This is a genomic window from Marinobacter salsuginis, assembly GCF_009617755.1.
Lineage (GTDB): Bacteria > Pseudomonadota > Gammaproteobacteria > Pseudomonadales > Oleiphilaceae > Marinobacter > Marinobacter salsuginis.
Genome location: NZ_BGZH01000005.1, coordinates 1 through 25,608 on the forward strand (window position 1 = coordinate 1; position 25,608 = coordinate 25,608).

At 57.6% G+C, this 25,608-nt stretch carries 24 protein-coding genes, 1 tRNA gene and 1 pseudogene; 19 read left to right on the top strand and 7 right to left on the bottom strand.

The features are described from left to right. Nucleotides 1–865, bottom strand: a pseudogene (locus GJU83_RS17510) (IS3 family transposase); the annotation flags it as partial. A gap of 83 nt (nt 866–948) precedes the next feature. Here GJU83_RS17510 and GJU83_RS17520 point away from each other — a divergent pair. Then, complete coding sequence (locus tag GJU83_RS17520) at nt 949–1,371, top strand: tetratricopeptide repeat protein (protein WP_153634822.1); 423 nt, start codon at nt 949–951, stop codon at nt 1,369–1,371. Nucleotides 1,372–1,532: 161 nt separating this feature from the next. Here the strand turns inward: GJU83_RS17520 and GJU83_RS17525 are convergent, their stop codons facing one another. Further along, nucleotides 1,533–2,027, bottom strand: a complete 495-nt coding sequence (locus GJU83_RS17525; protein WP_153634823.1) for a winged helix-turn-helix transcriptional regulator — start codon at nt 2,025–2,027, stop codon at nt 1,533–1,535. 112 nt (nt 2,028–2,139) lie between these two features. Between GJU83_RS17525 and GJU83_RS17530 the strand changes: the two genes are divergently transcribed. Genes GJU83_RS17530 through GJU83_RS17540 form a run of 3 tightly spaced genes read left to right on the top strand, consistent with a single transcriptional unit; the run spans nt 2,140 to nt 4,753 of the window. Next, nucleotides 2,140–2,874, top strand: a complete 735-nt coding sequence (locus GJU83_RS17530; protein ID WP_153634824.1) for an SDR family oxidoreductase — start codon at nt 2,140–2,142, stop codon at nt 2,872–2,874. Nucleotides 2,875–2,885: 11 nt separating this feature from the next. Beyond that, complete coding sequence (locus GJU83_RS17535) at nt 2,886–3,491, top strand: 2-hydroxychromene-2-carboxylate isomerase (RefSeq protein WP_153634825.1); 606 nt, start codon at nt 2,886–2,888, stop codon at nt 3,489–3,491. Further along, nucleotides 3,488–4,753, top strand: coding sequence for an MFS transporter (locus GJU83_RS17540; RefSeq protein ID WP_153634826.1), 1,266 nt, complete (start codon nt 3,488–3,490; stop codon nt 4,751–4,753). Before GJU83_RS17535 ends, GJU83_RS17540 begins: the two co-directional genes overlap by 4 nt. A 152-nt stretch (nt 4,754–4,905) precedes the next feature. On the opposite strand, the gene GJU83_RS17545 is transcribed toward GJU83_RS17540, so the two are convergent. Then, nucleotides 4,906–4,982 (bottom strand) — tRNA-Arg (locus GJU83_RS17545). 91 nt (nt 4,983–5,073) lie between these two features. Beyond that, nucleotides 5,074–5,619 (bottom strand): YaeQ family protein, encoded by a 546-nt coding sequence (locus tag GJU83_RS17550; RefSeq protein ID WP_069184694.1) that lies wholly within the window; start codon nt 5,617–5,619, stop codon nt 5,074–5,076. Nucleotides 5,620–5,694: 75 nt separating this feature from the next. Between GJU83_RS17550 and GJU83_RS17555 the strand changes: the two genes are divergently transcribed. From GJU83_RS17555 to GJU83_RS17610, 12 genes are all read left to right on the top strand, one after another. Then, nucleotides 5,695–6,054 carry a CidA/LrgA family protein gene (locus GJU83_RS17555; RefSeq protein ID WP_153634827.1) on the top strand — a complete coding sequence of 120 codons (360 nt, stop codon included), beginning with the start codon at nt 5,695–5,697 and terminating at the stop codon, nt 6,052–6,054. Continuing rightward, nucleotides 6,047–6,769 carry an LrgB family protein gene (locus tag GJU83_RS17560; RefSeq protein ID WP_153634828.1) on the top strand — a complete coding sequence of 241 codons (723 nt, stop codon included), beginning with the start codon at nt 6,047–6,049 and terminating at the stop codon, nt 6,767–6,769. Before GJU83_RS17555 ends, GJU83_RS17560 begins: the two co-directional genes overlap by 8 nt. Nucleotides 6,770–6,925: 156 nt before the next feature. Further along, nucleotides 6,926–8,488: an ABC transporter substrate-binding protein gene (locus GJU83_RS17565; protein WP_153634829.1), complete on the top strand. Its 1,563-nt coding sequence runs from the start codon at nt 6,926–6,928 to the stop codon at nt 8,486–8,488. Between the two features lie 77 nt (nt 8,489–8,565). Next, nucleotides 8,566–9,615, top strand: a complete 1,050-nt coding sequence (locus GJU83_RS17570) for an ABC transporter permease (protein ID WP_153634830.1) — start codon at nt 8,566–8,568, stop codon at nt 9,613–9,615. Next, nucleotides 9,612–10,544 carry an ABC transporter permease gene (locus GJU83_RS17575; protein WP_014575818.1) on the top strand — a complete coding sequence of 311 codons (933 nt, stop codon included), beginning with the start codon at nt 9,612–9,614 and terminating at the stop codon, nt 10,542–10,544. Before GJU83_RS17570 ends, GJU83_RS17575 begins: the two co-directional genes overlap by 4 nt. Nucleotides 10,545–10,548: 4 nt before the next feature. Next, the gene (locus GJU83_RS17580; protein ID WP_069184699.1) at nt 10,549–11,547 is read left to right on the top strand and encodes an ABC transporter ATP-binding protein; all 999 of its coding nucleotides are present in this window, start codon (nt 10,549–10,551) and stop codon (nt 11,545–11,547) included. Then, nucleotides 11,544–12,554 (top strand): ABC transporter ATP-binding protein, encoded by a 1,011-nt coding sequence (locus GJU83_RS17585; RefSeq protein WP_069184700.1) that lies wholly within the window; start codon nt 11,544–11,546, stop codon nt 12,552–12,554. Before GJU83_RS17580 ends, GJU83_RS17585 begins: the two co-directional genes overlap by 4 nt. Nucleotides 12,555–12,629: 75 nt before the next feature. After that, entirely contained in the window at nt 12,630–13,544 is a 915-nt protein-coding gene (locus GJU83_RS17590) for a LysR family transcriptional regulator (RefSeq protein ID WP_153634831.1), read from the top strand. Beyond that, entirely contained in the window at nt 13,537–14,820 is a 1,284-nt protein-coding gene (pepQ, locus tag GJU83_RS17595; RefSeq protein ID WP_153634832.1) for a Xaa-Pro dipeptidase, read from the top strand. Before GJU83_RS17590 ends, pepQ begins: the two co-directional genes overlap by 8 nt. A 111-nt stretch (nt 14,821–14,931) precedes the next feature. Next, a complete protein-coding gene (locus GJU83_RS17600) occupies nt 14,932–15,138 on the top strand; it encodes a bacterioferritin-associated ferredoxin (protein WP_153634833.1) in 207 nt (68 codons plus the stop codon). Between the two features lie 89 nt (nt 15,139–15,227). After that, the gene (gene bfr / locus GJU83_RS17605; protein ID WP_136630861.1) at nt 15,228–15,704 is read left to right on the top strand and encodes a bacterioferritin; all 477 of its coding nucleotides are present in this window, start codon (nt 15,228–15,230) and stop codon (nt 15,702–15,704) included. A gap of 9 nt (nt 15,705–15,713) precedes the next feature. Next, the gene (locus GJU83_RS17610; RefSeq protein WP_136630860.1) at nt 15,714–17,072 is read left to right on the top strand and encodes a phosphohexomutase domain-containing protein; all 1,359 of its coding nucleotides are present in this window, start codon (nt 15,714–15,716) and stop codon (nt 17,070–17,072) included. Between the two features lie 38 nt (nt 17,073–17,110). Here the strand turns inward: GJU83_RS17610 and GJU83_RS17615 are convergent, their stop codons facing one another. Then, the gene (locus tag GJU83_RS17615) at nt 17,111–18,235 is read right to left on the bottom strand and encodes a phospholipase A (RefSeq protein WP_153634834.1); all 1,125 of its coding nucleotides are present in this window, start codon (nt 18,233–18,235) and stop codon (nt 17,111–17,113) included. Between the two features lie 11 nt (nt 18,236–18,246). Beyond that, the gene (locus GJU83_RS17620) at nt 18,247–18,585 is read right to left on the bottom strand and encodes a hypothetical protein (protein WP_069184705.1); all 339 of its coding nucleotides are present in this window, start codon (nt 18,583–18,585) and stop codon (nt 18,247–18,249) included. A 202-nt stretch (nt 18,586–18,787) separates the two neighbouring features. Here GJU83_RS17620 and GJU83_RS17625 point away from each other — a divergent pair, with 202 nt between their 5' ends. Further along, on the top strand, nt 18,788–19,201 hold the full coding sequence (locus tag GJU83_RS17625; RefSeq protein ID WP_069184706.1) for a c-type cytochrome: 414 nt from the start codon (nt 18,788–18,790) through the stop codon (nt 19,199–19,201). 78 nt (nt 19,202–19,279) lie between these two features. Here the strand turns inward: GJU83_RS17625 and rep are convergent, their stop codons facing one another. Then, complete coding sequence (gene rep, locus GJU83_RS17630) at nt 19,280–21,298, bottom strand: DNA helicase Rep (RefSeq protein ID WP_153634835.1); 2,019 nt, start codon at nt 21,296–21,298, stop codon at nt 19,280–19,282. A 143-nt stretch (nt 21,299–21,441) separates the two neighbouring features. Here rep and GJU83_RS17635 point away from each other — a divergent pair, with 143 nt between their 5' ends. Together GJU83_RS17635 and GJU83_RS17640 are read left to right on the top strand one after the other, a co-directional pair. Then, the gene (locus GJU83_RS17635; protein WP_153634836.1) at nt 21,442–23,178 is read left to right on the top strand and encodes a putative bifunctional diguanylate cyclase/phosphodiesterase; all 1,737 of its coding nucleotides are present in this window, start codon (nt 21,442–21,444) and stop codon (nt 23,176–23,178) included. Nucleotides 23,179–23,227: 49 nt separating this feature from the next. Beyond that, a complete protein-coding gene (locus tag GJU83_RS17640) occupies nt 23,228–25,567 on the top strand; it encodes a Tex family protein (RefSeq protein WP_153634837.1) in 2,340 nt (779 codons plus the stop codon). Nucleotides 25,568–25,608 lie beyond the last annotated feature (41 nt).

Genomic DNA, 25,608 nt, shown 5'->3' on the forward strand with positions numbered 1-25,608 from the left:
TCTGAGTGGAACATGACCTTTTCTGGTTGACCACGCTGTTCCCAGGCGTGATCCAGAGCCTTGACCATCAAATCGGCATCGGGGCTGGATGACATCGCCCAACCAACAACTCGTCGGGCATACAAGTCCAGAACGACAGCCAGATAACTCCACCGCTGGCCGCTCCAGACATAGGTGATGTCACCACACCACGCCTGATTGGGCCGGCCTAACGTAAACTCACGAGCCAGATGGTTCGGGATATCCGGTCGCTCAACGGTCGCCTGCTTGTAGGCGTGAGGACCCGGCTGCTTACAGATCAGCCCCAGTTCACTCATCAATCGTCGAACCTTGAAGCGCCCAATAACAACGCCGTCGTCATTGAGCATGCCCTTGATCGTTCTACTGCCGGCAGAGCTGCGGCTCTTGGTAAAGAGACGGTTTACCTGAGCCTTCAGGGCCAGACGCTCAACATTCACGTGCTTCCGCCGTTGGCGGTATTCGTAATAGCTGGAACGGCTGATATCAAACGCATTGCAGACCATTTCAACAGGCATTTGCTCACTTAACTGGTCTATCAGCGCGTACGATTCATGTCGTCCGACATCAAGAGAGCGGTAGCCTTTTTTAGTATGTCTTTCTCCTGCTCAAGGCGCTTGCAGCGGGCTTCCAGCTCCTGAATACGGCGCTGCTCCGGGGTTAACGCCTTGCCCTTCGGGGTGACACCGTCACGCTCCTCGGTCAGTTGGTTAACCCAGCGCCGGATAGCGCTTTCACCAATTCCCAGGGACACGCTCGCCTGGGGAATCGTGTAACCTTGATCCAGCACCAGGCTGGCTGCTTCCTGTTTGAACTCAGGAGAAAAAGAACGTCGCTTTCTGGTCATCAGACACCTCGTTTATGGTGGCGATCTTACCACCTACGTTGGTGTCCGGAATCATTGAACCACTACAGGAAACATAAGTTGTCATGCAATCATACAGGCACGATCTCAAAGCAACGGTACTCGCGGCGTTAGTCTTTATGGCACCCAATGCAACTACAGCCCAGGCGTCGGATGACCAGATTCGCGTTGCTCGGGAAATGATCAGAACGCTGGAAGCCTATGCCGTTTATAAAATGGGTCAGTATGACCTTGCGTTCGAGCGCTATCTTACACTCGCCGAGGACGGGAATCCTCAGGGCATGCTTAACGTAGCTAACATGTACTCGGAGGGTAAGGGAGTAGAACAGAGTTACAGCAATGCCTTTCGTTGGTATCTGCGGGCAGCTGAAATCGGCGACTGGATTGCCATGGAACAGGTTGAAAGCGCTTACCGCACGGGAAAAGGCGTGCAGAAGGACACCGAGCGCGCTGAGTATTGGGAAATGCGCGCCCGAGCTGGTGACTGACGATGGCGAACCAGCGGCCCGACTCAGAACATCGTTATGCCCAAATCTGAATGTTCGCTTTGCGACCAGTCCGGGCTCCTCGAATTCCTTAAACAAGAGCGAACATCCGCAACTCTTAATTTCTCCCGTTTCCCGCTTGAAATCAGACAAACATATTACCTTCATTGCTTGGGAGCGCGTTTTGGGATCAGATCGCGGGCTGTCCTCTCCCAATTGGGACCGACTTCGACACGAATGTCCCGAGCAGTTATTTCCTCACCGCATTCGGAGCAAGTAGTCACCGGAGACATGCGGTGGCCGCAGGATTTATGGATGTGTATCAGAGGAACCCCGCGCTCATCGGTCATGTAAGTGTTGCCCCAATGCACCAGTGCCATGATTACCGGGTGTAGGGCTAGCCCTTTTTCGGTCAGCCGGTATTCCTCTCGAAGTGGTTTTTCCTGATACGGAACTTTGGTCAGTACATCGTTCTCAACGAGCTTTTTCAGCCGGTCCGTTAAGACGTGACGGGTAATGCCAAGCCGGCTTTCGAACTGATCGAATCGACGTACTCCCAGAAAACAGTCCCGCAGGATGATGAGTGTCCAGCGATCACCGACAACAGCCAAGGCTCTGGCCACTGAACATGGCTCTTGATCCAGCTCTTCCCAACGCATGTGTTAACTCCCCTTGGATTCCTCTCTCATTTTATCTTGACAGGTTCCAAAAAGGAACTGACTATTAGTTGGTTCCAAAAAAGAACCCAAATGTAGCAAGGGGCAAAGAGTTATGACAAATGACGAACAACAAGTGGCTGTAGTGATCGGTGCCGGCGACGCCACTGGTGGGGCGATTGCACAACGATTTGCCAGAGAGGGCTATGTGGTCGTTGCAACAAGACGTCATCAGGACGCCTTAGCTCCGCTCGTCCAAAAGATTGAAGAAAATGGCGGTAAGGCCATCGGACTGGGCTGCGATGCTCGTGACGAAGAGGCTATGTGCGGTTTGTTCTCAAAAATTGAGTCAGAAATCGGTGAAGTAGGTGTTGTGGTGTTCAACATCGGTGCCAATGTTCAGTTTTCGATTACCGAGACAACCGGACGTGTTTACCGAAAGGTGTGGGAAATGGCCGCATTCGCGGGATTCCTTGCTGGCAGGGAGGCGGCCAAAGTCATGCTGCCGCGGAGCCGGGGAACCATCATCTTTACGGGTGCTACGGCTTCCATGCGGGGCGGTGCCGGTTTTGCCGCGTTTTCCAGTGCCAAGTTCGCCTTGAGAGCCCTGGCTCAGAGTATGGCCAGAGAACTGGGGCCCAAAGGTATTCACGTGGCGCACTCAATCATCGACGGTGCGATTGACACCGCCTTTATCCGCGATAACTTTCCAGATCGCTACGCGCTTAAAGCGCAGGGCGGTATCCTCGATCCCGACCATATTGCAGAGCAGTATTGGCGGCTCCACGAACAACCCAGAGACTGCTGGACCCATGAACTGGACCTCCGGCCCTGGATGGAAACCTTTTAGGGAGTGACGCCATGACTCAAATAATCGATTTCTATTTTGATGTGGGAAGCCCTGCCAGTTACCTGGCCTGGACACAGCTGCCCGCGCTGGCTCAAAGAGCAAACTCAGACATACGCTGGAAGCCCATGCTGCTGGGGGGCGTCTTCAAAGCTACCGACAATCAGTCGCCAGCGATGAATCCAACGAAATCCCGCTATACACGCATGGATATGGAACGTTTTGCTCGGGCTTACGGTGTGACCCTGAACTTCAATCCCTATTTCCCGATAAACACGCTTTTACTGATGCGGGGTGCCGTTGGCTTTTTGGGTGCTCCGGAGTTTCATCGGTATCTGGAAGCAGTGTTTCGCGCGATGTGGGTTGATCAGAAAAACATGAATGATCCCGAAGTCGCGGCTAACGTGCTTTCCCTGGCAGGATTTAATCCCGGCAAAGTGCTGGCTCTTTGTGAAGACCCATCCGTAAAGGCCGAACTCAAACGGCTCACCGAAGAAGCGGTAAGGCGTGGTATCTTTGGCGCTCCTACGTTTTTCGTTGGTGACGAGATGTTCTTCGGACAAGATCGAATGCCGCAGTTGGAAAATTACCTTTCAGTCAGCCGGGGAGCAGAAATTTGAACGCCTCTTCGGGCACCTATGATCGGCTGATCAACCCTGTCCTGATTGCCGGGTGCATCATCATTCTGGTCAGTTTCGCGGTTCGTGCTTCGTTCGGGCTGTTCCAGTTGCCGATTGCCCTGGAGTTTCAATGGCCGCGGGAGTCGTTTTCACTGGCCATTGCGATTCAGAACCTGTTCTGGGGCATAGGGCAACCGATCTTTGGCGCCTTCGCGGAACGCTATGGCGACCGGAAGGCGATTCTGGGCGGTGGCGCTTTTTACGTGGTCGGGTTGGTGTTGTCGGCTTTTGCTATAACTCCTGGGCAACATCAGTTGCTGGAAATGCTGGTTGGTTTCGGCATCGCGGGTACGGGGTTCGGAGTCATCCTCGCCGTGGTCGGGCGTGCGGCTTCAGACAAACACCGGTCGATGGCGCTCGGAATCGCCACGGCAGCAGGTTCTGCCGGCCAGATCGTCGGTCCGCCCGTGGCCAACGCTCTTCTTAGCCAGATGCCCTGGCAGTCGGTGTTTCTTGCCTGCGCAGGCTTTATCGTGCTCTCCATGATGGCTTTGTTGCTCATGCGAGCACCGAAGCCGCAGAAGCCCATGGGGAGCGAGGAGCCCATCGGTGTTGTCATCAAGCGTGCGGTGCGTGACCCGTCGTTCCTGTTTATTTTTATCGGTTTCTTTTCCTGTGGCTACCAACTGGCTTTTATCACTGCACACTTCCCGGCGTTCATTACGGAAATGTGCGGCCCAATTGCCCCGGACAGCCTGCTATATACGCTTGGGGTGACGTCGGCTTCCGGTCTTGGCGCCATTTCCATCGCACTGATTGGGCTGTTCAATATTGGCGGAACACTGTGCGCTGGTTGGCTGGGTAACAAGTACTCCCGGAAATACCTGTTGGCCAGCGTCTACCTGCTGAGAACGCTTGTGTCGGCGGCCTTTATCATGACCCCGATCACCCCAGAAACGGTGGTGCTGTTTTCCGTTGCCATGGGTTCGCTCTGGTTGGCCACCGTACCGTTGACATCGGGGCTGGTCGCTCATATTTACGGCCTGAAATACATGGGTACGCTCTACGGCCTGGTATTCTTTTCCCATCAACTGGGCGGCTTTTTGGGGGTCTGGCTGGGTGGCGCGATGTATGACACCTACAACGACTATACTCTGGTCTGGTGGGTTGGCGTGGGGGTCGGGGCCCTGTCAGCGGTGATTCACTTGCCGGTTAAGGAATATCCCTGGTCTCAGCGAAAGGCGACAGCGCTGGCCGCTTGATCAAGCTTTGCTTCGTTTATCTGACTACGAATGCTCGCAGCTGAGTCTCAGCTGAACGGCGATGGTTTGGGCGCTAGTTTCTGCTTGAAGCCATTAATTTGGACACAACCAAATAAAAAAGGCCTGCGTTTTCACGCAAGCCTTTGAAATAATGGCCCGCCCGATAGGATTCGAACCTATGACCTTTGCCTCCGGAGGGCAACGCTCTATCCAGCTGAGCTACGGGCGGAACGAAAGCCGGCAGCGGTGTGCCGATTTCGAGTGCGCAATGTTACGTGCGAAGCGGGTCGCTGTCCAGCCCCTGCGGGCAAGTCCCGGCGTCAGCTTTGGATGAGTCGCTGCTCCGGGGTGATTGTCACCAGATTGCTGTCGTTGCTGAAGGTGACTTCGCCGTCCTGAATGGTTACCTGGAAGCTCATGGAGCGGTTGGCGAGCTTGGCCAGGGCTTCGGTGCTGTCGCCGGGCAGGTGAAAGATGGTGAGGTTGTCGAAACGCTCCAGCTTGCCATGATGTTTGTCCCACCAGACGGGGAAAGCCCGATCGCCATAGGTGTACAGGATCACTTTGCCGGCGCGGTTACAGGCCTTTCTCAGTCGATCCTCTTCTGGCAGCCCCAGCTCAATCCACACTTCAATCTCGCCGGTCAGGTCTTTCTGCCAAAGCTCGGGTTCGTCATCGGTGCTCAGCCCCTTGGTGAATTCCAGGGTCTCGCTGGCGTTCAGGGCAAAGGCGAGCAGTCGGATCATCATTCGCTGGTCGGTTTCTGACGGATGTTGGGCCACAGTCAGGTGATGATCCGCGTAGTAGTGACGGTCCATGTCGGCAATGTTGAGCGTCGCCTTGTGGATGGTTGCTTTGAGCGCCATGGGCTTCCTGAATTGGTATCTGAGTGGTGGATTGGGCTAGTGTAATGCAATTCTTTCCCGGGTGAGTGTAAGCGCATGCCGATGTTGCGTGGTTTTCTGGTTCTGGTGCTGTTTTTTATTCTTGGCGAGTCTGTGCGCCTGCTTCTGGCGTTGCCGGTGAGTGGCGGCGTGCTGGGTATGGTGGTTATTACGTTTACCCTGATGGTTAAAGGCAGTGTCAGTGATGATCTGGCCCGGGCCAGCCAGGGCCTGATTTCGGTACTTGTACTCCTGATCATGCCGGGAGTTGTGGGGGTGTTCTTCACGGCGGACCAGTTCTCGGGCCAATGGCTGGCGGTTGCGGCGGCGCTATTGGCGGGCACCTTCCTGAGTGTTCTGACGACTTTGCTGTTAATGAAGGCTGTGACCGCCAGGGGAGTGAGCGATCATGAGTGAATTTTTTGCCCGCTTCCAGGCGTTACCGGACACGCTTGCCGCCACTCCAATCCTGGCGATCGGTTTGACGCTTGGTGCCTTCTTCGCCGGCAACTGGCTTTTTTCCCGCATCGGGCGGCCCCTGTGGTTGCCGCCGGTGGTCCTCTCTGCGTGCCTGTTGTCCGGTGTTATCGCAGCGTTGGCGGTGGATTACCAGGATTACCAGCAAGGCGCGCGCTGGCTGACGGTATTGCTGGGGCCGGCCACCGTGGCGTTGGGGATTCCGCTTTACCAACAGATGCACCATATCCGTGCCATGTGGCGCCCGATTGTGGTCACTCTGCCGATTGCCGCCACCATGGCGGCGGTTTACGCCGTCGTGATTGGCTGGGCTCTGGGGGCCACGCCGGAGGTGCTGGCGTCCCTGGCGCCCAAGTCGGTAACAGCACCCATCGCCATTGGAATAACGGAGCAATTGGGCGGTTCCGTGCCCCTCATGATGGGCGGGCTTCTGATTACCGGCGTGGTGGCAACCCTCTTCGTTGACCTGCTTGCGCGGCTTTTGCCGGTTAAAGACGAGCGTATCCTCGGTTTTGCCCTGGGTTTGAATGGTCATGCGATTGGCACGGCGCGGGCGTTTGAAATCAGTCACGCCGCCGGTGCCTTTGCCTCGCTCGGGATGGGGCTCACTGGCGTGTTTACGGCCCTGATCTTACCTCTGGTTTTCCGGCTGTAAGTCTGCGCCAAATCAGGTCATTCACCTGGCGTATAGCCCCTTGTCGTAATTTCGATTGCCCTAAGTGTTTTCCGAGACTAGCTTGTTGGCCAGGCATTCGGCGCCGTTCTGCGCCGATATTCCGTGAAAATTCCTAAAACAGCGACGGAAAACGCGATGAAAAAACTGATTGCAGCATTTGTCGGTTCCATGGCCCTGGCATCGGCACCGGTAGCCCTCTCTGCCGAGGCGACCAAGGAACTGAAGATGGCGTACGACGCCGACCCCGTGACCCTCGATATTCATGAGCAGCTGTCTGGCGGCATCCTTCAACTGTCCCATATGACCTTCGATCCGCTGCTGCGCTGGACCAAGGATCTTGGCTTTGAGCCGCGACTGGCAGAGAGCTGGGAGCGGATTGACGAAAACACCATGCGCTTCAAACTGCGTGAGGGCGTTAAGTTCCATTCCGGCAACGAGCTGACGACCGCCGATGTGAAGTTCACCTTCGATCGCCTGAAGCAGAGCCAGGATTTCAAGGCCATCTTCAAGCCTTTCAGCAGCATTAACATCATCGATGATTACACCTTCGAGCTGGTGACCCGCGAGCCGTATCCGCTGCTGCTGAATACCGCCACCTATATTTTCCCGTTCGACAGCGAGTTCTACACCGGCCAGACCGAAGACGGCAAGGACAAGAGTGCCATCCTCAAGCACGGCAACTCCTTCGCGTCCGAGAATCTGTCGGGTACCGGTCCGTATACCGTGACTGAGCGCAAGCAGGGTGTGCGCGTCGAGTTCGAACGCTTTGACGACTACTGGGATACCGAGTCTCCGGGTAACGTCGGCAAGATCGTGCTGACTCCGATCAAGGAGAACAACACCCGCGTTTCTGCCCTGCTGTCTGGTGGCGTCGACTTCATCGCGCCGGTTCCGCCCAATGATCTGGAGCGTATCCGCAACGACAAGAACGCCAACCTGGTCACCATGAGCGGTACCCGCATCATCCTGTTCCACATGAACCAGGAGCGTGTGGAAGCCTTCAAGAACCCGAAGGTTCGCCAGGCAATCGCCTATGCGGTCAATCAGGAAGGCATTGCAGCCAAGATCATGAAGGGTTTCGCAACCCCGGCCGCCCAGATGTCCCCAGAAGGCTACCAGGGTTATAACGAGTCTCTGAAACCGCGCTTCGATGTGGCCAAGGCCCAGCAACTGATGAAGGAAGCCGGTTATGAGGATGGCTTCACCATCACCATGATGGCGCCGAACAACCGCTACGTGAACGACGACAAGATCGCTCAGGCAGTGGCCGCCATGCTGGCGCGCATCAACATCAAGGTGGATCTGAAAACCCTGCCGAAGGCCCAGTACTGGCCGGAGTACGACAACCGTGCGGCGGACATGATGATGATCGGCTGGCATGCGGATACCGAGGACTCCGCCAACTTCTACGAGTTCCTGACCTTCTGCCCGGATGCCGACAGCGGCGCTGGCCAGTACAACGCCGGCAACTACTGCAACCCTGAAATCGACGCCCTGGTACAGAAGGCCAACGTCGAGACCGACCTGGACAAGCGCGCGGCCATGTTGCAGGAAGTGGAGCAGCGTCTGTATGACGACGCCGCCTTTGTTCCGCTGCACTGGCAGGACCTGGCCTGGGCTTCGAAGAAGAATGTGAAGATTGAGCCGGTGCTCAACGTCATGAACTTCCCGTACCTGGGTGACCTGGTTATCGAGTAATCGCCTCTAACGGCAGGCCGGTGCTGGAGTGATCCGGTGCCGGCCTTTTGTTTGCAAGCCTTATCCGGAAGCTTTCCATGTTAGCGTTTTTGGTTCAGCGGATTTCCCAGGCGTTTCTGGTCATGTTTGTGATCAGTGTGATTGCCTTTGCCATTCAGGATGGCCTCGGGGACCCGCTTCAGGAAATGGTGGGGATGTCCGTCTCCGAGGAGGAGCGGGAAGCCATTCGAGACGAGCTTGGCCTAAATGACCCGATGGTGGTGCAGTACCTGCGTTTTGCGGGCAATGCGCTGCAGGGTGACCTGGGCAACTCCTACTTCTACAGCAAACCTACCTTGGAAGTGATTGCCGAGCACCTGCCGGCAACACTGGAACTGGTCATCGGTGCCAGCCTGATTATTGTGTTTCTATCTGTGCCGATCGGTGTCTATGCCGCGATCCGGCCCCAGGCGTGGTTATCCAAATTCTTTATGGGCGTCAGTACCGTGGGTATTTCCATCCCGGTGTTCCTGACGGCCATTGTGCTGATTCAGCTGTTCTCCATTGGTGTGACGGTGAGCTGGTTTCCGTCGGACACCGGCTGGGGGCAGTGGCTGAACGAGTTCTTTTCCACCGAGGGCGGGTTGCCCTCCTATGGTCGCGGTGATGAGCTGACGCACCTGTTCGGCACCTGGGAATCCGGCTTTTTCTCAAGCGGTGGCCTGATGCACCTGATCCTGCCATCGGTGTCGCTGGCCTCGATCATGCTGCCGCTGTTCATCCGGCTGATCCGGGCCGAGATGATGGAAGTGTTGCAGAGCGACTACGTCCGCTACGCTCGTGCCAAAGGCCTCAGTGCCGGCCGCATCAACTTCCTGCATGCTCTCAAGAACACCATGCTGCCGGTGATCACCGTCGGCGGTGTGCAGATCGGCATCATGGTGGCTTACACCATCCTCACGGAAACCGTGTTCCAGTGGCCGGGCGTGGGCCTGATGTTCCTGGAAGCCATTACCCGCAGCGACATCCCGCTGATCGTGGCTTACCTGATGGTGGTGGGCCTGATCTTCGTGATTACCAATACCCTGGTGGATCTGATCTACGGACTGGTGAACCCCACCGTCAAACTGACAGGAAAGAAAGCATGACAACGGCAACGGTTTCCCGCTGGGACCGCTTCCGCGAGTCCTTCTTCTGGTACAGCTTCAAGCGCGACAAGGTGGCCATTGTCAGCTTCGCCGTGTTGCTGCTGATGGTGCTGGCGGCGGTGTTTGCGCCCCTGCTGGCACCCGCCGATCCCTACGATCTGGCGCAGATCAATATCATGAATTCCGAGCTGCCCCCGGTGGGCATGAGCGGAGCTGATCCGGCCTTCCCCCTGGGCACCGACGCTCAGGGCAGGGATCTGCTGTCCACGATTCTTTACGGTACCCGGGTGTCCCTGATGATCGGTTTCGGGGCGGTGGTCCTGCAGGCGTTTCTGGGCATTCTGTTCGGCCTCCTCGCCGGCTACCTGGGTGGCAAGGTAGACGCGGTGCTGATGCGTATTGCCGATGTGCAATTGTCCTTCTCCACTCTAATGGTTGCCATCATCGTGGGCGCAGTATTCAAGGCCAGCTTCGGCAACCTGATGTTCGGTGAGATCGCCATCTACATGCTGATCTTCATCATCGGTGTCGCCGAGTGGCCCCAGATTGCCCGCACCGTTCGTGCCTCGGTGCTGGCGGAGAAAAAGAAGGAATACGTCGACGCCGCCAAGGTGATGGGCTTCGGGACACGTCGGATCATGTTCCGGCATATCCTGCCCAACACGCTGTCGCCCATCTTTGTTATCGCCACGGTCCAGATTGCCAACGCCATTATCTCCGAGGCGGCCCTGTCGTTCCTGGGGCTTGGCATGCCGGAGACCCAGCCGTCGCTGGGCTCGTTGATCAAATCCGGCTTCGACTACATCCAGAGCGGTTCCTGGTGGATCACACTGATCCCGGGCCTGGTGCTGGTGGTGCTCGTTCTGGTCATCAACCTGTTGGGTGACTGGTTGCGGGATGTGATGAACCCACGGCTGTACAAGGGGTAACACCATGGCACTGTTGGAAGTTAAAGATCTGGATGTGCGCTTTGCTGTCCGTGGTGGTGATCTGACCGCGCTGCGGGGAATCAGTTTTACCCTCGACAAGGGTGAGCGCTTGGGCCTGGTTGGTGAATCCGGTGCCGGTAAGTCGGTGGCGGCGTTCTCGATTCTCAACCTGATTGCCAAGCCGGGCTACATCGCCGGCGGGCAGATCCTGTTCGAGGGCAAGGATCTGGCGGCCATGAGCGAGCGGGAACTGCGGAAAATCCGTGGTAACCGCATTGCCATGATCTTCCAGGACCCGATGATGACCCTGAACCCGGTGCTCACCATTGGCACCCAGATGGTCGAGGCTATCCTGGCCCACAGGAAGATCAGTAAAAAAGAAGCCCGCGCCATTGCGCTGGACCGGCTGCAAAAAGTGCAGATTCCGTCGCCGGAGAAGCGTCTGGATCAGTACCCTCATGAATTGTCCGGAGGTATGCGCCAGCGGGTGATCATTGCCATCGCTCTGCTGCTGGACCCGGAAATCATCATCGCCGATGAGCCGACAACGGCTCTGGATGTCACCATCCAGGCGGAAATCATGGACCTGCTACTGAACCTGTGCGAGCAGGAGAATGTGGCGCTGATGCTGATTACCCACGATCTGGGCGTGGTCTCACAGGTCACCCAGCGAATGCTGGTCATGTATTCCGGCCGGATCATCGAGCAGGGCCCGACCCGGGAAATTATTAACGATGCCCAGCACCCCTACACCCAGGGGCTGATCAACGCGTTGCCCCAGATGGGCGAGCCCGGCGAGCGTCTGTTCCAGATTCCCGGGTCAATGCCGTCTCTGAAGAATGTGCCCTCGGGCTGCCCGTTCCATCCCCGCTGCAAGTTCGCCACCGAACAGTGCAAGCAGGCGATGCCCGAGTATGTCCGCTCTGGCAATGTGAATGTGGCCTGTTACGAAGTCGCCAACCTGATTGAGCAGGAGAAACGCATGCAGGAGGCCGAATCATGACCTCCCCGTTGGTAAGTATCCGCGGTCTTGAGAAACGCTTTGACCTCTCCGGCAGCCTGCTGGAGCAGATCACCTTCGAGGCTGGCCGTTTCCGCCGCAAACAGGAAGCGGTCCATGCCATCAACGGCGTCGATCTGGAAGTGCAAAAGGGCGAAGCCCTGTGCGTGGTGGGCGAATCCGGTTGTGGCAAATCCACCGTGGCCCGTACCGTCATGGGCTTGCTCTCGCCCAGCGCCGGCGAGATCCACTACGACGGCCAGCGCATCGACAACCTGGAGCGCAAGGATTCTCTGCCCTACCGTCGCAAGATGCAGATGATCTTCCAGAACCCCTACGCCTCCCTGAATCCCCGCATGACCATCCAGCAGACCCTGGAGGAGCCGATCCGGTTTCACCATCCGGACTGGTCGCCGGTGCAGGTGCGGGACAAGATCCACGAGGTGATGCATTCGGTGGGCATTGATCCGGACTGGGGTAGCCGCTTTGGCCATGAGTTCTCCGGTGGCCAGCGCCAGCGGATCGCCATTGCTCGCGCCCTGGCAGTGGATCCCGAATTCATTGTGGCGGACGAGCCAATTTCGGCCCTGGACGTGTCTATTCAGGCTCAGGTGCTGAATCTGCTCATGGACGCCCAGGAAAGCCGCGGGCTGACCTATCTGTTCATTACCCACGATCTGGCGGTGGTGGAGCATTTCGGCACCCGGGTGGCGGTGATGTATCTGGGAAGAGTCTGTGAGCTGGCGGATACAAAAACGCTGTTCTCCGCCCCCCGGCATCCATACACTCAGGCGCTGCTTTCTGCGATTCCGAAACTGGAGGACGACCGCCCCAACCACATCCGGCTGAAAGGGGAAGTGCCCACTCCCGTGAATCTGCCGTCGGGCTGCGTGTTCCATGGTCGGTGCCCCTATGCCAACGAGCGATGCCGGCAGGAAATCCCGCAGTTGATCACCACGGATGGCGGTACCCAGGTTGCCTGCCACGCGGTGGAAGAGGGCCGGTTGTAACGGCGCCGCTGCGATAGGCTATGATGCCAGCAGCAGAACTCGCATCGATACAACGACATACCCTTAGGGGACTCCATGGAAGTACGCTGGTTGGAAGATTTTCTGGCGCTGGCCCGAACGCGCCATTTCTCACGTGCTGCTGAATTGCAGCACGTGAGCCAACCTACGTTCAGCCGACGGATCAAACTTTTGGAAGAGGCTATGGGAAGCACGCTGATCAATCGTCAGACGCTGCCCCTCTCATTGACGCCTGCCGGCGAGATCTTCCGGGAACTGTGCGAGCGGATTACCCGGGATGTTCGGGATACCCGTGATCGCATTACCGCTCTTGAAGCCGAGGTGTCTGCCAGGATCAGTGTGGGGTCCACCCAGGGGCTGTTTTCGCACTTCTACCAGGGCTGGGCCCAGGATGCCGGCATCGCTGAACGTCTGCAGCTAAACCTGAACGCTACCAGTTGGGTGGGGGAGCAGTTTCTGGAGGCGCTGGACAGTGGTGAGTGTGATCTGGTTCTGTGTTACTGGCATCCGGATCTGCCCTGGGGCGGCAGGCTGACCGCCGACAGTTACGATTGGCTGGTGCTGGCTCGTGAACACCTGGTCCCGGTCAGCGTTTCTGACGATCAGGGGCATCCCCGGTTTGCCTTGCCGGGCAGTGCTGAACAACCGGTACCGCTGATTGCCTACCACAGTCGTGGTTTCCTGCAATCGGCGATTGAAGGCCATCTTGTTCGCAGCAGGCTAAGCGCCAACCTGTTGCCACTCAATGAGAATACCCAGTCGGCCAGTATCAAGGCGCTGGTCAAACAGGGTTTCGGCATGGGGTGGCTGCCCCGGCGCATGACCGAAAAAAGCGAACAATTCGGCAGTCTGGCGCGTGCTGGTGATGAGAGCTGGGACGTGCCCCTGGAAATCCGCCTGATCCGTCTCCGGGATACCCGCTCGGAAGATCTGTTAACCCTCTGGAAAACACTGGAAGATGGCTATGCCTGATGATGCCCTGTTGCACCTGCAGATCGATCACCTGAAAGAACTGCAGGCCCGATACGAATCGGCGCTGTCGGAGCATGGTTACGACAGCCTGCTCATCTCATCCGGCGCCGCGCCATACCGCTATGGTGATGACCAGGCGTGGCATTTTCAGGGTTACGGTCCGTTCCTTCAGTGGACCGGGCTGGCCGGTCGCGAACACGGCTGGCTCTGGATTCGGGCGGGGCACAAACCCGTGCTGTGGCTGTATGAGCCGGTGGATTTCTGGCACGCCAGTTCGCCTTTGGCGGAAGAACCCTGGCAGCAGTTTATCGAGGTTCGCAGGAGCGATTCACCCGAGGCGCCGTTGTTGGATGATCCCGACAGCCTGGCGGTGATCGGCGACCCCGCACTGATCAGTAATGTTCCCGGAGACACAAACCCGGACGATTTGCTCCGGGAACTGGACGAAACCCGGGTGCGCAAGACTCAATATGAAATCGAGTGTCTGGCACAGGCCAACAGTCTGGCTCTGGAAGGCCATGCCGCCGCCAGGGAGGCGTTCCTGGCCGGTGAAAGTGAATTCGGCATCAACCTGGCCTACCAGAAGGCAACCGGTCAGCGGGAAGCTGAGGCGCCGTATCACAGCATCATCGGCCTGAACGAGCACGCCGGTACACTGCACTACCAGTATTACGATACGCAGCCCCTGGGGCAGCCCCGAAGTTTGCTGATTGATGCCGGAGTCCGTTTTCGTGGCTACTGCTCCGACATCACCCGCACCACGGCAGGCCCGCAGGAGTCACACTTTGCGGCGCTGATCCATGGTCTCGACCGACTCCAGGTCAGGCTCTGCGACATGGTCGCGCCCGGGGTGGACTACATCGACATCCATCGCAAGGCGCATCAGGGGCTTGCCGCCCTGCTGTCGGCCACCGGTCTGGTGTCTGGCCTGGACGATGATGACATCGTCGAAAAGGGCATCACCCGTGTGTTCTTCCCCCATGGCATCGGTCATTTCTTGGGCGTACAGGTTCACGATGTGGCTGGTAAACCAACGCCGCCTCCGGAAGACGCGCCGTTTCTCCGTCTCACCCGCAGGCTGGAACCCGATATGGTGGTCACCATCGAACCGGGTCTCTATTTTATTCCTTCCCTGATGGATCCCTTGCTGGAAGGGGAGTTGGGGCAGTACCTGAACCGCGAGTTGATTAGCCGGTTGAGGGGCTGCGGGGGCATTCGTATCGAGGACAACGTGGTGGTCACCGAAAACGGCTCGCGGAATCTGACCCGAGGTTAATGAGTCTCGCAACACAAAAAGTTGCACAAAATTAAGCCAGAAGGCTTGCATTTCGAGATGCCAATGACAATAATTATCACTAACTTTTATTGTCATTGGTGATTCACTGCTATGTACGTTTGCCTTTGCCACGGCGTAACCGACCGGGAAATTCGCGAAGCTGCCGATAACGGCGTGTCATCCATGCGCCAGCTTGGCAAAGAGCTGGGTGTTGGCACCCAGTGTGGACGCTGTGCCTGCACTGCCCGCGAAATCTTGCGCGAGAGCCGCACGCCCGACTACATGGCGATGGCCAATATGCTCGCCCAGCCTGCCTGACCGGTACGATTGTCCGGTTCTATTTTTCTCTTGTCCGATAAGGGGCTATCCTAAGAGGCTGACACATTCGGCCATCAGGGAGCCCTATCATGAAAGGCGATAAAAAGGTCATCCAGCATTTGAACAAGGTCCTCGGCAACGAGCTGACCGCGATCAACCAGTACTTTCTCCATTCCCGCATGTACAAGGATTGGGGCATTACCAAGCTGGCCGCCAAGGAATACGAAGAGTCCATCGACGAAATGAAGCATGCAGACCTGCTCATTGAGCGGATCCTGTTTCTCGAAGGCCTGCCCAACCTCCAGGATCTCAACAAGCTGTTAATCGGCGAGAACGTCGAGGAAATGATCTCCTGCGATCTGAAGCTGGAAGAAATTGCTCACAGCGATCTGAAAGAAGCGATCCTCTATTGCGAGGAAGTTCAGGACTTTACCAGCCGTGAGCTGTTCCGCAGCATTCTCGATAGCGAAGAAGAACACATCGACTGGCTGGAAACCCAGCTGGAAATGATTTCCCAGATGGGCGTCCAGAACTACATCCAGCTTCAATCATCCGCCGCGGAGTAATTCCAGACAATGGACTTGTCATGTTTTAAGGCCTACGACCTGCGAGGCCGGGTGCCGGATCAACTGAATCCGATCCTGGCTGAGAAAATTGGCCGCGCCTACGTGGAAATAACCGGCGCGAAGAAAGTGATCGTCGGCTACGACATTCGTCTCTCAAGCCCGGACATTGCTGAAGCGCTCAGCTCCGGCTTGATGGCCGCAGGGGCGGATGTGTTCGATATCGGTCTGTGCGGCACCGAACAGGTGTATTTCGCGACCAGTCACTACAAGATGGATGGCGGTATCATGGTCACCGCCAGTCACAACCCGAAAGATCACAACGGTATGAAGATGGTCGGCCCCGAATCCCGGCCCATCAGTTCCGATAATGGGCTGAATGAGATCCGAGATCGGGTGCTGGAACCTTTTGCTGATGCTGCAGAGCAGGGGCGGTACGAGCCCCTGGAAGTGATGAGCGCCTACGTCGATCACCTTCTGGGGTACATCGATGCCGGTTCTCTCAGCCCGCTGACGATTGTTTGCAACGCCGGTAATGGCGGTGCCGGCCTGGTTATCGACGAACTCGAACAGCACCTGCCTTTTGAATTCGTCAAAGTGCACCATCAGCCAGACGGCCATTTCCCGAACGGCGTACCTAACCCGATCCTCCCGGAAAACAGGGCGGCCACGGCCGACGCCGTTATCGCAGAAGGTGCCGCCATGGGCATCGCCTGGGACGGCGACTACGACCGCTGCTTCTTCTTCGACGAAAACGGCCGCTTTATCGAGGGCTACTACATCGTCGGACTGCTGGCCGACCAGTTCCTGCACAAAACCGGCGGCGGCAAAGTCATACACGACCCCCGTCTGACCTGGAACACCCTGGATCTGGTGAAAGCCGCCGGCGGCGAAGCCATCGAAAGCAAGACGGGCCACGCCTTCATCAAGCAGAGAATGCGTGACGAGGACGCGGTCTACGGCGGCGAAATGAGCGCCCACCACTACTTCCGCGACTTCGCTTACTGCGACAGCGGCATGATCCCCTGGTTGCTGGTTGCCGAACGCCTCTGCCAGTCCGGCCAGACATTGTCGTCGCTGATTGATGCCCGAATCGAAGCCTACCCGGCCAGCGGCGAAATCAACCGCACCATCGCCGATCCCCCCAAGGTTATCGCTGCGATTGAAGCCAAATACAGCGTCGGCGCCAATAGCGTCAGCCACGTGGACGGCGTCAGCATCGAATTCGACGACTGGCGTTTTAACCTCCGGATGTCCAACACCGAGCCGGTTGTCCGTCTGAATGTGGAATCGCGGGCGAATATCCCCTTGATGGAAGAGAAAACCGAAGAATTGCTGGCCGAGATGGATCGGCTGAACAAAGAAGGCTAACTCAGCGGCTGGCTCTGTCCCTCACTACACCGAAACGGTCAGAGCCAGTCGTTCAGCATAATCCCGATACCAAACCGCTGAATTCGATGGTTATAGTCAATCAGGCTCTCACCATACCCGTTGTAGTACTGGAAAAACCCTTTAATCGTATCCCCCATCGGAAAGCTGTACCCGAACTCCACCGACGTCTTGTTATTCTCCGATCTCAGGTTATTCATCAGCCGTAACGAAAACGTGCGATCTTCGGTCAGCTTGTATACCGCGTAGTAATTCGCATGCCCCAGATAACGTTCGATATCGGCATTGTCGTCTTCACTGTTCTCCGGAATCCGGTACCAGGGCTGAACCATAAACAGCCATCGATCATAGCTGTAGGCGGCAGACCCCATAATGCGGTTCCAGCTCCGGGAGCGCGGCTCTGACTGGCCGTTTGACTGGTGGTTGAATCCCAGGGTCACGCCATTGAGCCGGCCCGGTCCGATATCCCAGTCAGTCTGGTATCGGGCGAATATCTCTGGCTCGTAATTGGTCTCCCGGAATGGCGCCGAATCATCCTGGTTATATACCTGCCAGAACGAGGTCTGGGTATAGCCGAACCAGAGCGTTGTACGGTCATCCAGAATGCCCGTCAGCAGCGGCACCTTGAAGCTGATCTGGTACTTGGCTTCTTCCCGTTCCAGATCATAGTCATAGCCGATGGACCCCAGCCTGGGGCTGGAAGGGGATTCGTTCGGATCTTTCACCCAGCTTACGGGCAGGATATAGGTGGGACGGTGGCCCACAAAACTGCCAGAGAACGAAAATACGGCCTTTTCAGCCGCCACATATCGGTCCACCAGTGCCGCCATGACGCCCGCATCGGAATCGCCCTCCAGCCCATTGCCGGCTACGGCATCGAGATCTTCGCCATTCGGCGCCAGTTGCTCCGCACTTTTCTCGGCCTGTTCTTTGGCGCTTTCGGGGGCCTGGGCCTGACGCTCCCTAGGCTTGTAGAGGCTGTCAAAGCAGGCCAGGCGCTTGATCCCGTCGTCGATCAGCGCGCATTGCTCCGGTGAGTCAATCGAGGGACTCTCTTCAGTCTGCGCCTGAACGATAATGGGCGCTGACAGCAATGCGAGAGCAATGAAAGCCGACGATCGCGTCAACAGGTAGGCGGGTGTCATGGGGCGGTCTCCTAGCTGGCAGTCAGGCTGAACCAGGTGTTGGCAATGCCGTAGATCCAGACGCCGATCAGCGTGACGGCCAGAAGCGAGAAAACAAGCTTGTGCCTGAACCGGTTGCCACTGTCTGCCGAGGCAACCCAACGAAGGTACATCAGACCGATAAAGCTTATGAAAACCCCCAGGCTGGCGAAGGCCGGGATGAGCAGCCAGGCGGCGCTGATTGTCTGGCCGCTACTGGTCTGGCTGGAAAACCACCCCATGGATCCAAGTAAAACCGCCAGCGCCGTGAATTCGGCGATCAGCAGTGGTTTGCGCAAGGGGTGGGGCGAAGTCGGTTCCGTATTGGTCATGAAAACAGGTCCTGGATGGTAGAACGTCGGCGAACACCATGGTAACCGGATTGCTCGCGAAACACCCCCAGACTTACGAAATCGCAATTAAAATGGTTGAAATCAATTTATGATTTTGCTGTTTGGTTTTTTTGCCAGGTTTCAGTCGCTATAATGCGGCGACCGAAGATTATAACGCTCAAATGCGAGGTGCATTGTGAAGATGAAGAGAGTCCTGGCTGCTGTATTGGTCGTTGCAGGCCTGACAGCTAGCGCCGTAATGGCAAGCGTCGAAGATGAAATCCGCGCACGTATCAGCCCGGTCGGTGAAGTATGTCTGCAGGGTGAAGAATGTGGCGAGGCTGCGGCGGCCACCGAAACTGCCAGCTCTGGCCCTCGCTCCGGCAGCGAAGTGTATGATGCTGTGTGCATGGCCTGTCACACTACCGGCGCCGCTGGTGCACCTGTGATCGGTGATGCCGATGCCTGGGCTCCCCGTATCGACAAGGGTCTGGAAACCCTGGTGAGTCACGCGATCAACGGTTTTAATGCCATGCCGGCGAAAGGCGGCTGTGCCAGCTGCCCAGACGAAGAAATTCAGGCAGCCGTTGAACACCTTGTCGAGCAAAGCCAGTAAGCACCGCGGTTTTGTTTGTTGAAAAAGCCCCGTAAAGGGGCTTTTTTGCATCTGGGTATCCGGGCATCTGGACAGAAACTAGAGGCCCAGGTCACCCAACAGGGCGCTGAGGGTCGCCTTGCCTTTTTTCTGGTTCGCCTCCGCATCCAGGTCACCCATACCTTCCCACTTCAGGTCCTCCTCGGGCAGTTCATCCAGGAATCGGCTCGGGATGGTTTCCAGCTTTTCGCCGTACTGTTTCCGGGTGGCGGCATAGGTCAGCGTCAATGTCTCCCGGGCGCGGGTAATGCCCACGTACATCAGTCGCCGCTCCTCCTCGATGTTGCCTTCCTCGATGCTGCTGCGGTGCGGCAGGATTTCTTCTTCAAGCCCCATGATGAACACGTGCGGGAACTCCAGGCCCTTGGAGGCGTGCAGGGTGAGCAGCTGGACCTTGTCGCTGTCGTCCTCTTCCTCCCGCTGCTCCATCATGTCCCTCAGGATCAGTTTGGTGATGGCATCTTCGATACCCAGTTCGTCGGCGGTTCCCTTACCGTCATCAAGCATGCGCTGGATGGATTCCACCAGATACCAGATGTTTTCCATCCGGCGCTCGGCCTGCTTGGGTGTCCCGGAATGCTGATGCAGCCACTCTTCGTATTCGATGTCCGTGAACAACTGCTTGATGACGGGAACCGGGTTCTCGCTGTGCAGTCGCTCGCAGGTGGCATCCACCCAGTGGGCAAAGCGCCGGAGCCGATCCAGCCCCTTTTCCGTCACATGGGTTTCTGCCCCCATGTCGCCCAGAGCCTTGAACAGGCTCACGTTGCGTGAGCGGGCGTAGTGGCTGAGCTGTTCCAGGGTGCGCGGACCGATTTCCCTTCGCGGCACGTTGACCACTCGCAGGAACGCCGCATCGTCATCCGGGTTGATCAGCAGACGCAGGTAAGACATGGCATCCTTGATCTCGTTCTTCGAGAAAAACGACTGGCCGCCTGAGATCCGATAGGGAATCTGGTAAGCCTGCAATTTCATTTCCAGCAGTCGCGCCTGGTGGTTGCCGCGGTACAGCACAGCGAAGTCCCGGAAATCGAGGCCTTTCTTGAGCTTCTGGTCGAGAATTTCCGTGGCGACCCGGTCGGTTTCCGCGTCCTCGTTGCGGCACCGGACAATTCGGATTTCTTCGCCGATGGTGTGATCACTCCACAGTGCTTTCTCGAACACGTGGGGGTTGTTGGCGATCACCGTGTTGGCACTGCGAAGGATTCGTGCGGTGGACCGGTAATTCTGCTCCAATTTGACGATTTTGAGGCTTGGAAAGTCTTCTTTGAGCTGGGCCAGGTTTTCCGGTCGGGCACCACGCCACGCGTAGATTGACTGGTCGTCGTCGCCCACCACGGTAAACGCGGCCCGCTCGGCTACGAGGAGTTTGACCAGTTCGTACTGGCAGACGTTCGTGTCCTGGTATTCATCCACCAACATGTAGCGGATTTTCCGGCGCCACTTGGCCAGCACGTCCGGGTGTGAGCGGAACAGCATTACCGGCAGCAGGATAAGGTCGTCGAAGTCCACTGCGTTGTAGGCTTTCAGGTATTCGTTGTATTTCTTGTAGATTATGGCGATACGCTGTTCCCGCTCATCGGCAGCCTTGCTAAGGGCCTCTGCCGGGCCGCGCATGGCATTCTTCCAGGATGAGATGGTCATCTGGATGTCGTTGAGCTCGTCGCCGGCCTCGGCACTGGCCTCCCGGAGCATCAGATCCTGTAACAGGGCCTTGGCATCTTCGGCGTCGAAGATGGAAAAGCCGGGGTGGTAGCCGAGGTGCGTGTGCTCCTCCCGGATCATGTTGAGGCCAAGATTGTGAAAAGTGGATACAATCAGACCCCGGGTCAGCTTTCGGTCAACGATCCGGCCAACCCGCTCCTTCATTTCCCGGGCGGCCTTGTTGGTGAAGGTGACTGCGGCAATTTGACGCCCCGGAATTCCGAGCTGCTCGATCAGGTAGGCGATCTTGCGGGTGATCACACTGGTCTTGCCGCTGCCTGCGCCGGCCAGCACCAGCATGGGGCCGTCGGCATAGCGCACTGCTTCGCTTTGTCTCGGGTTGAGCTTGTTCACAAATACATGGCCAGAATGGAACGAAATGGGGATAAAGGACGTGGCCTTATTCTACACCAGTCAGAGTTCCTGTACCTTGGGGATCTATAGACTATGATTAATAGAATGGACTCGGTTGTTCACGCATAAATGGATCCTGCTTGATGACATTGCCACTGGAAACCATGAGGCCCGGACAGTTGCGCCTGTTGGTTCTGACACCAGATTATTCTGATTTTCTCTGGCTGAATGCTCTTCTGGCGGGCGACGTCGAAATCAGTGCGGACGCAACATGGTGCCCGGATCTGGTGGATTGCGATGATCTGATTCGCAACGCCAGTTTTGATGTTATCGTCTGGGATTGCGTGTTCCACAGTGGGTCTGAGGCCTCCTTCCTGCAGTACCTGGCGGTCGCCAGCAATGAAAAGCCCGTACTGGCCCTGAGTGCCGAGCCTCCCGGGGAGCGGGCGCCCGAATTGCTTGTTGCCGGCGCCGCCGATTACCTTTGCCGCCAGAATCTGGACCACTGGAATTTCCGTCGGGCCCTGAAATGCCTCTGGTACCGCGATCAGTTATCCGAATCTGCCCACGGACAACTGGGCCGTGAGGTGGCCACCGGTTTCATCAATCGGGATCTGTTCTTCGATCGCCTTCAGCAGGCCTTGCTGCGGGCCGAGCGGGCAGGCCATCGGCTGGCTTTGCTGCACCTCAACATTGATGACTTCCGCAGCATCAACGAATCGTTTGGCTATCAAAAAAGTGACCAGTTGATGATGAAGCTGGCAGAACGGCTTCGTCATTCGCTGCGGCGCGTGGATTCGCTGATGCGAATCGGCGGCGACGAGCTCGCAATCATTGTCGAGAAGGTTGAGGACTCCCTGGATATCACCCAGATCATCCGCAAGGTGGTGAACGCCCTTGATGAGCCGGTTACCATAGACGGCCAGACGGTGGTGGTCAGTGCCAGCCTTGGCGTGGCAACCTACCCGGAAGCCGGCGACACCGCCGAGAACCTGTTGCGTCGGGCAAACCGTGCCATGTTCGAAGCCAAGCGCGACCCGGGCACCAGCTACCGCTTCTACGACCGCCAGTTGCACATTTCCGCCGGTTACCAGCTCCGCCTGGAAGCAGATCTTCGCAATGCTTTACGAGGCAAGGAGCTGGAGCTGTACTACCAGCCGAGGATCGACCTGGCCACAGAGGAAGTCCGGGGTGTGGAATGCCTGCTGCGCTGGAATCATCCGGAGCGGGGGCTGGTAGGGCCGGACGAATTCATTCCGGTGGCCGAGCGCAGCGGGCTGATCGTGCCTATCGGTTACTGGGTGATCGAACAGGCCTGTAAGCGTCTGCAGGAGTCGGCCGAGATGGGCTTCCCGGGTCTGGTGTTCGCCGTCAATCTGTCGTTCCGTCAGTTCCACGACCGCAAGATGACCGAGACCATTTTCCGCATCATCTTCAATGCCAACGTGGATACCAGCCTGCTGGAACTGGAGCTGACGGAGAGTGCCATGATGCACGATCCGGAGTACGCCCAGCGCTGCCTGCGGGAGTTGAATCAACTGGGTATCAGTTTTGCCCTTGACGACTTTGGAACCGGTTTTTCCTCCCTGAGCAATCTTCAGCACTTGCCGATTTCCCTGGTGAAAATCGACAAGTCGTTTGTGCAGGAGCTGGGTAACTCGGCAGACGCTGAACACATCATCCGGGCCATCATCAGTCTGGCCCACAGTCTGCAGATCAGCGTGGTGGCCGAGGGTGTGGAAACCGAAGGCCAGTTGGAGTTCCTGCGTCAGCAGCATTGCGATGAAATCCAGGGCTATTACTACGCCCGGCCCATGCCCTGGGCCGATCTTGTGCAATTCCTGAACAAGCGGGGCCAGGCCGCTTGCCTGCAGCAGTAAGCCGCTGTACCTTTGCTGGTTTATTGGCAAAGCATCAGACAGAGGTTGCATGAACAGTATCTCCAGGCGCATCGCCGAGGAACTCGGTGTCCGCGAGCAGCAGGTTAATGCCACCGTCGAACTGCTCGACGAGGGCGCGACCGTTCCGTTTATCGCCCGCTACCGGAAAGAGATCACAGGCTCACTGGATGACAGCCAGTTGAGGAACCTGGAAGAACGTCTGCGCTATCTGCGGGAACTGGAAGACCGTCGTGCCACCATCCTCAAGAGCATTGAGGAGCAGGGCAAGCTCACCGACGAACTCAAGGCCACCATCCAGGAGGCCGACACCAAGAACCGTCTGGAAGATCTTTACCTGCCCTACAAGCCCAAGCGCCGCACCAAGGCCCAGATCGCCCGGGAGGCGGGTCTGGAACCGCTGGCTGACGCGCTCTACGACGATCCGACTCTGGACCCTGAAACGACGGCCCAGGGCTACCTGAATAAAGAAGCCGGTGTGGAAGACACCAAGGCCGCCCTGGATGGCGCGCGCTATATACTCATGGAGCGCTTTGCCGAGGATGCCGAGCTGTTGGGCAGCCTGCGGGACTTCATCTGGCAGGAGGGCCAGCTGAAAGTGACCGTGGTGGAAGGCAAGGAAAACGAGGGCGCCAAGTTCCGGGATTACTTCGATCATGTTGAGCCCCTGAAAAAGGTTCCGTCCCACCGCGCCCTGGCCATCCTTCGGGGCCGGAATGAGGGCGTTCTCGGCTACACCATCGTGGTCGGCGATACCGATGACGACCGTCGCGCACCCCATCCGGCCGAGCAGCGTATTGCCGCCCGCTGGAACATTCGTGACAACGGCCGCGCCGCCGATAAATGGCTTTCGGAAGTCGTTCGCTGGACCTGGCGGGTGAAGCTTTCCACCCAGATTGAAACCGATCTCATGGCGCAGGTGCGAGAGGCCGCCGAAACCGAAGCCATCAACGTCTTTGGCGCTAACCTAAAGGATCTTCTGCTGCTGGCGCCGGCTGGCCCTCGACCCACCCTGGGCCTGGACCCCGGGTTGCGTACCGGAGTGAAGGTGGCTGTTATTGATGGCACCGGCCAGGTGGCCGGCCACGGCGCCATTTTCCCCCACGCGCCACAGAACCAGTGGGACCGTTCTATCGAGCAACTGGCGGCCTGGTGTCGGGAGTACAAGATCGAGCTGGTGGCCATTGGCAATGGCACCGCGTCCCGGGAGACTGAGAAGCTGGTCGCCGATCTCAGCAAGCGGTATCCCGAATTGAAGCTGGCACGGATTGTGGTCAGTGAGTCCGGCGCGTCGGTTTACTCGGCGTCCGAGTTCGCCTCTAAAGAACTGCCTGATCTGGATGTCACCATCCGTGGCGCGGTATCCATTGCCCGCCGGTTGCAGGATCCGCTGGCAGAGCTGGTAAAAATCGAGCCCAAATCCATCGGGGTAGGGCAGTACCAGCACGATGTCTCCCAGGTGCAGCTGTCCCGCAGTCTCGACGCCGTGGTGGAAGACTGTGTAAACGGCGTGGGCGTGGACCTGAATACCGCCTCAGCGCCATTGCTGGCGCGGGTCTCGGGCCTGAACCAGACCATCGCCCAGAACATCATCGAGTTCCGCAATCAGAACGGCATGTTCCGTAACCGGAAACAGCTGCTGAAGGTTACCCGGCTGGGTGACCGCACGTTCGAGCAGGCGGCGGGCTTTCTGCGTATTGCCGGCGGCGAGAATCCCCTGGACCGGTCGTCGGTTCATCCCGAAGCCTATGGCGTGGTCGAGGCCATCGCGAAGAAGAATGGCCGCAAGGTGGACGATATTATCGGCGATTCTGCCTTCCTGCGTGGTCTGAATCCCCAGGATTACGTAACAGAACAGTTCGGTTTGCCGACTATCAAGGACATTATCTCGGAACTGGAGAAGCCGGGGCGGGATCCTCGGCCTGAATTCCGCTTTGCCAGCTTCGAGGAAGGGGTTGAGACCCTGAGTGATCTCAAGCCGGGCATGATGTTGGAAGGCTCGGTGACCAACGTTACCAATTTTGGCGCGTTCGTGGACATTGGCGTGCACCAGGACGGACTCGTGCATATCTCCGCGCTGTCACACACGTTTGTCAAAGATCCGCGCGAAGTGGTCAAGGCCGGGGATATCGTCAAGGTCAAGGTGATGGATGTGGATATCCCGCGCAAACGAATTGCCCTGACCATGCGCATGGATGACCAGCCCGGCGAGAAGAACGAGGGCAAGCCAATGGCCTCCAATCGCTCTGGGGCCAACCGTAAAGGCGGTAATCGGAACGCCAACAGTGGCGGTTCCGGTCAGAAATCCCCGCAGGGCGCCATGGCTGGCGCGCTGGCCCAGGCGCTTGCCTCGGCGCGCAAGGACAGCTGACGGGTTTACAATCTTTTCATCGGCCGGTTGTTCAGAAGAGC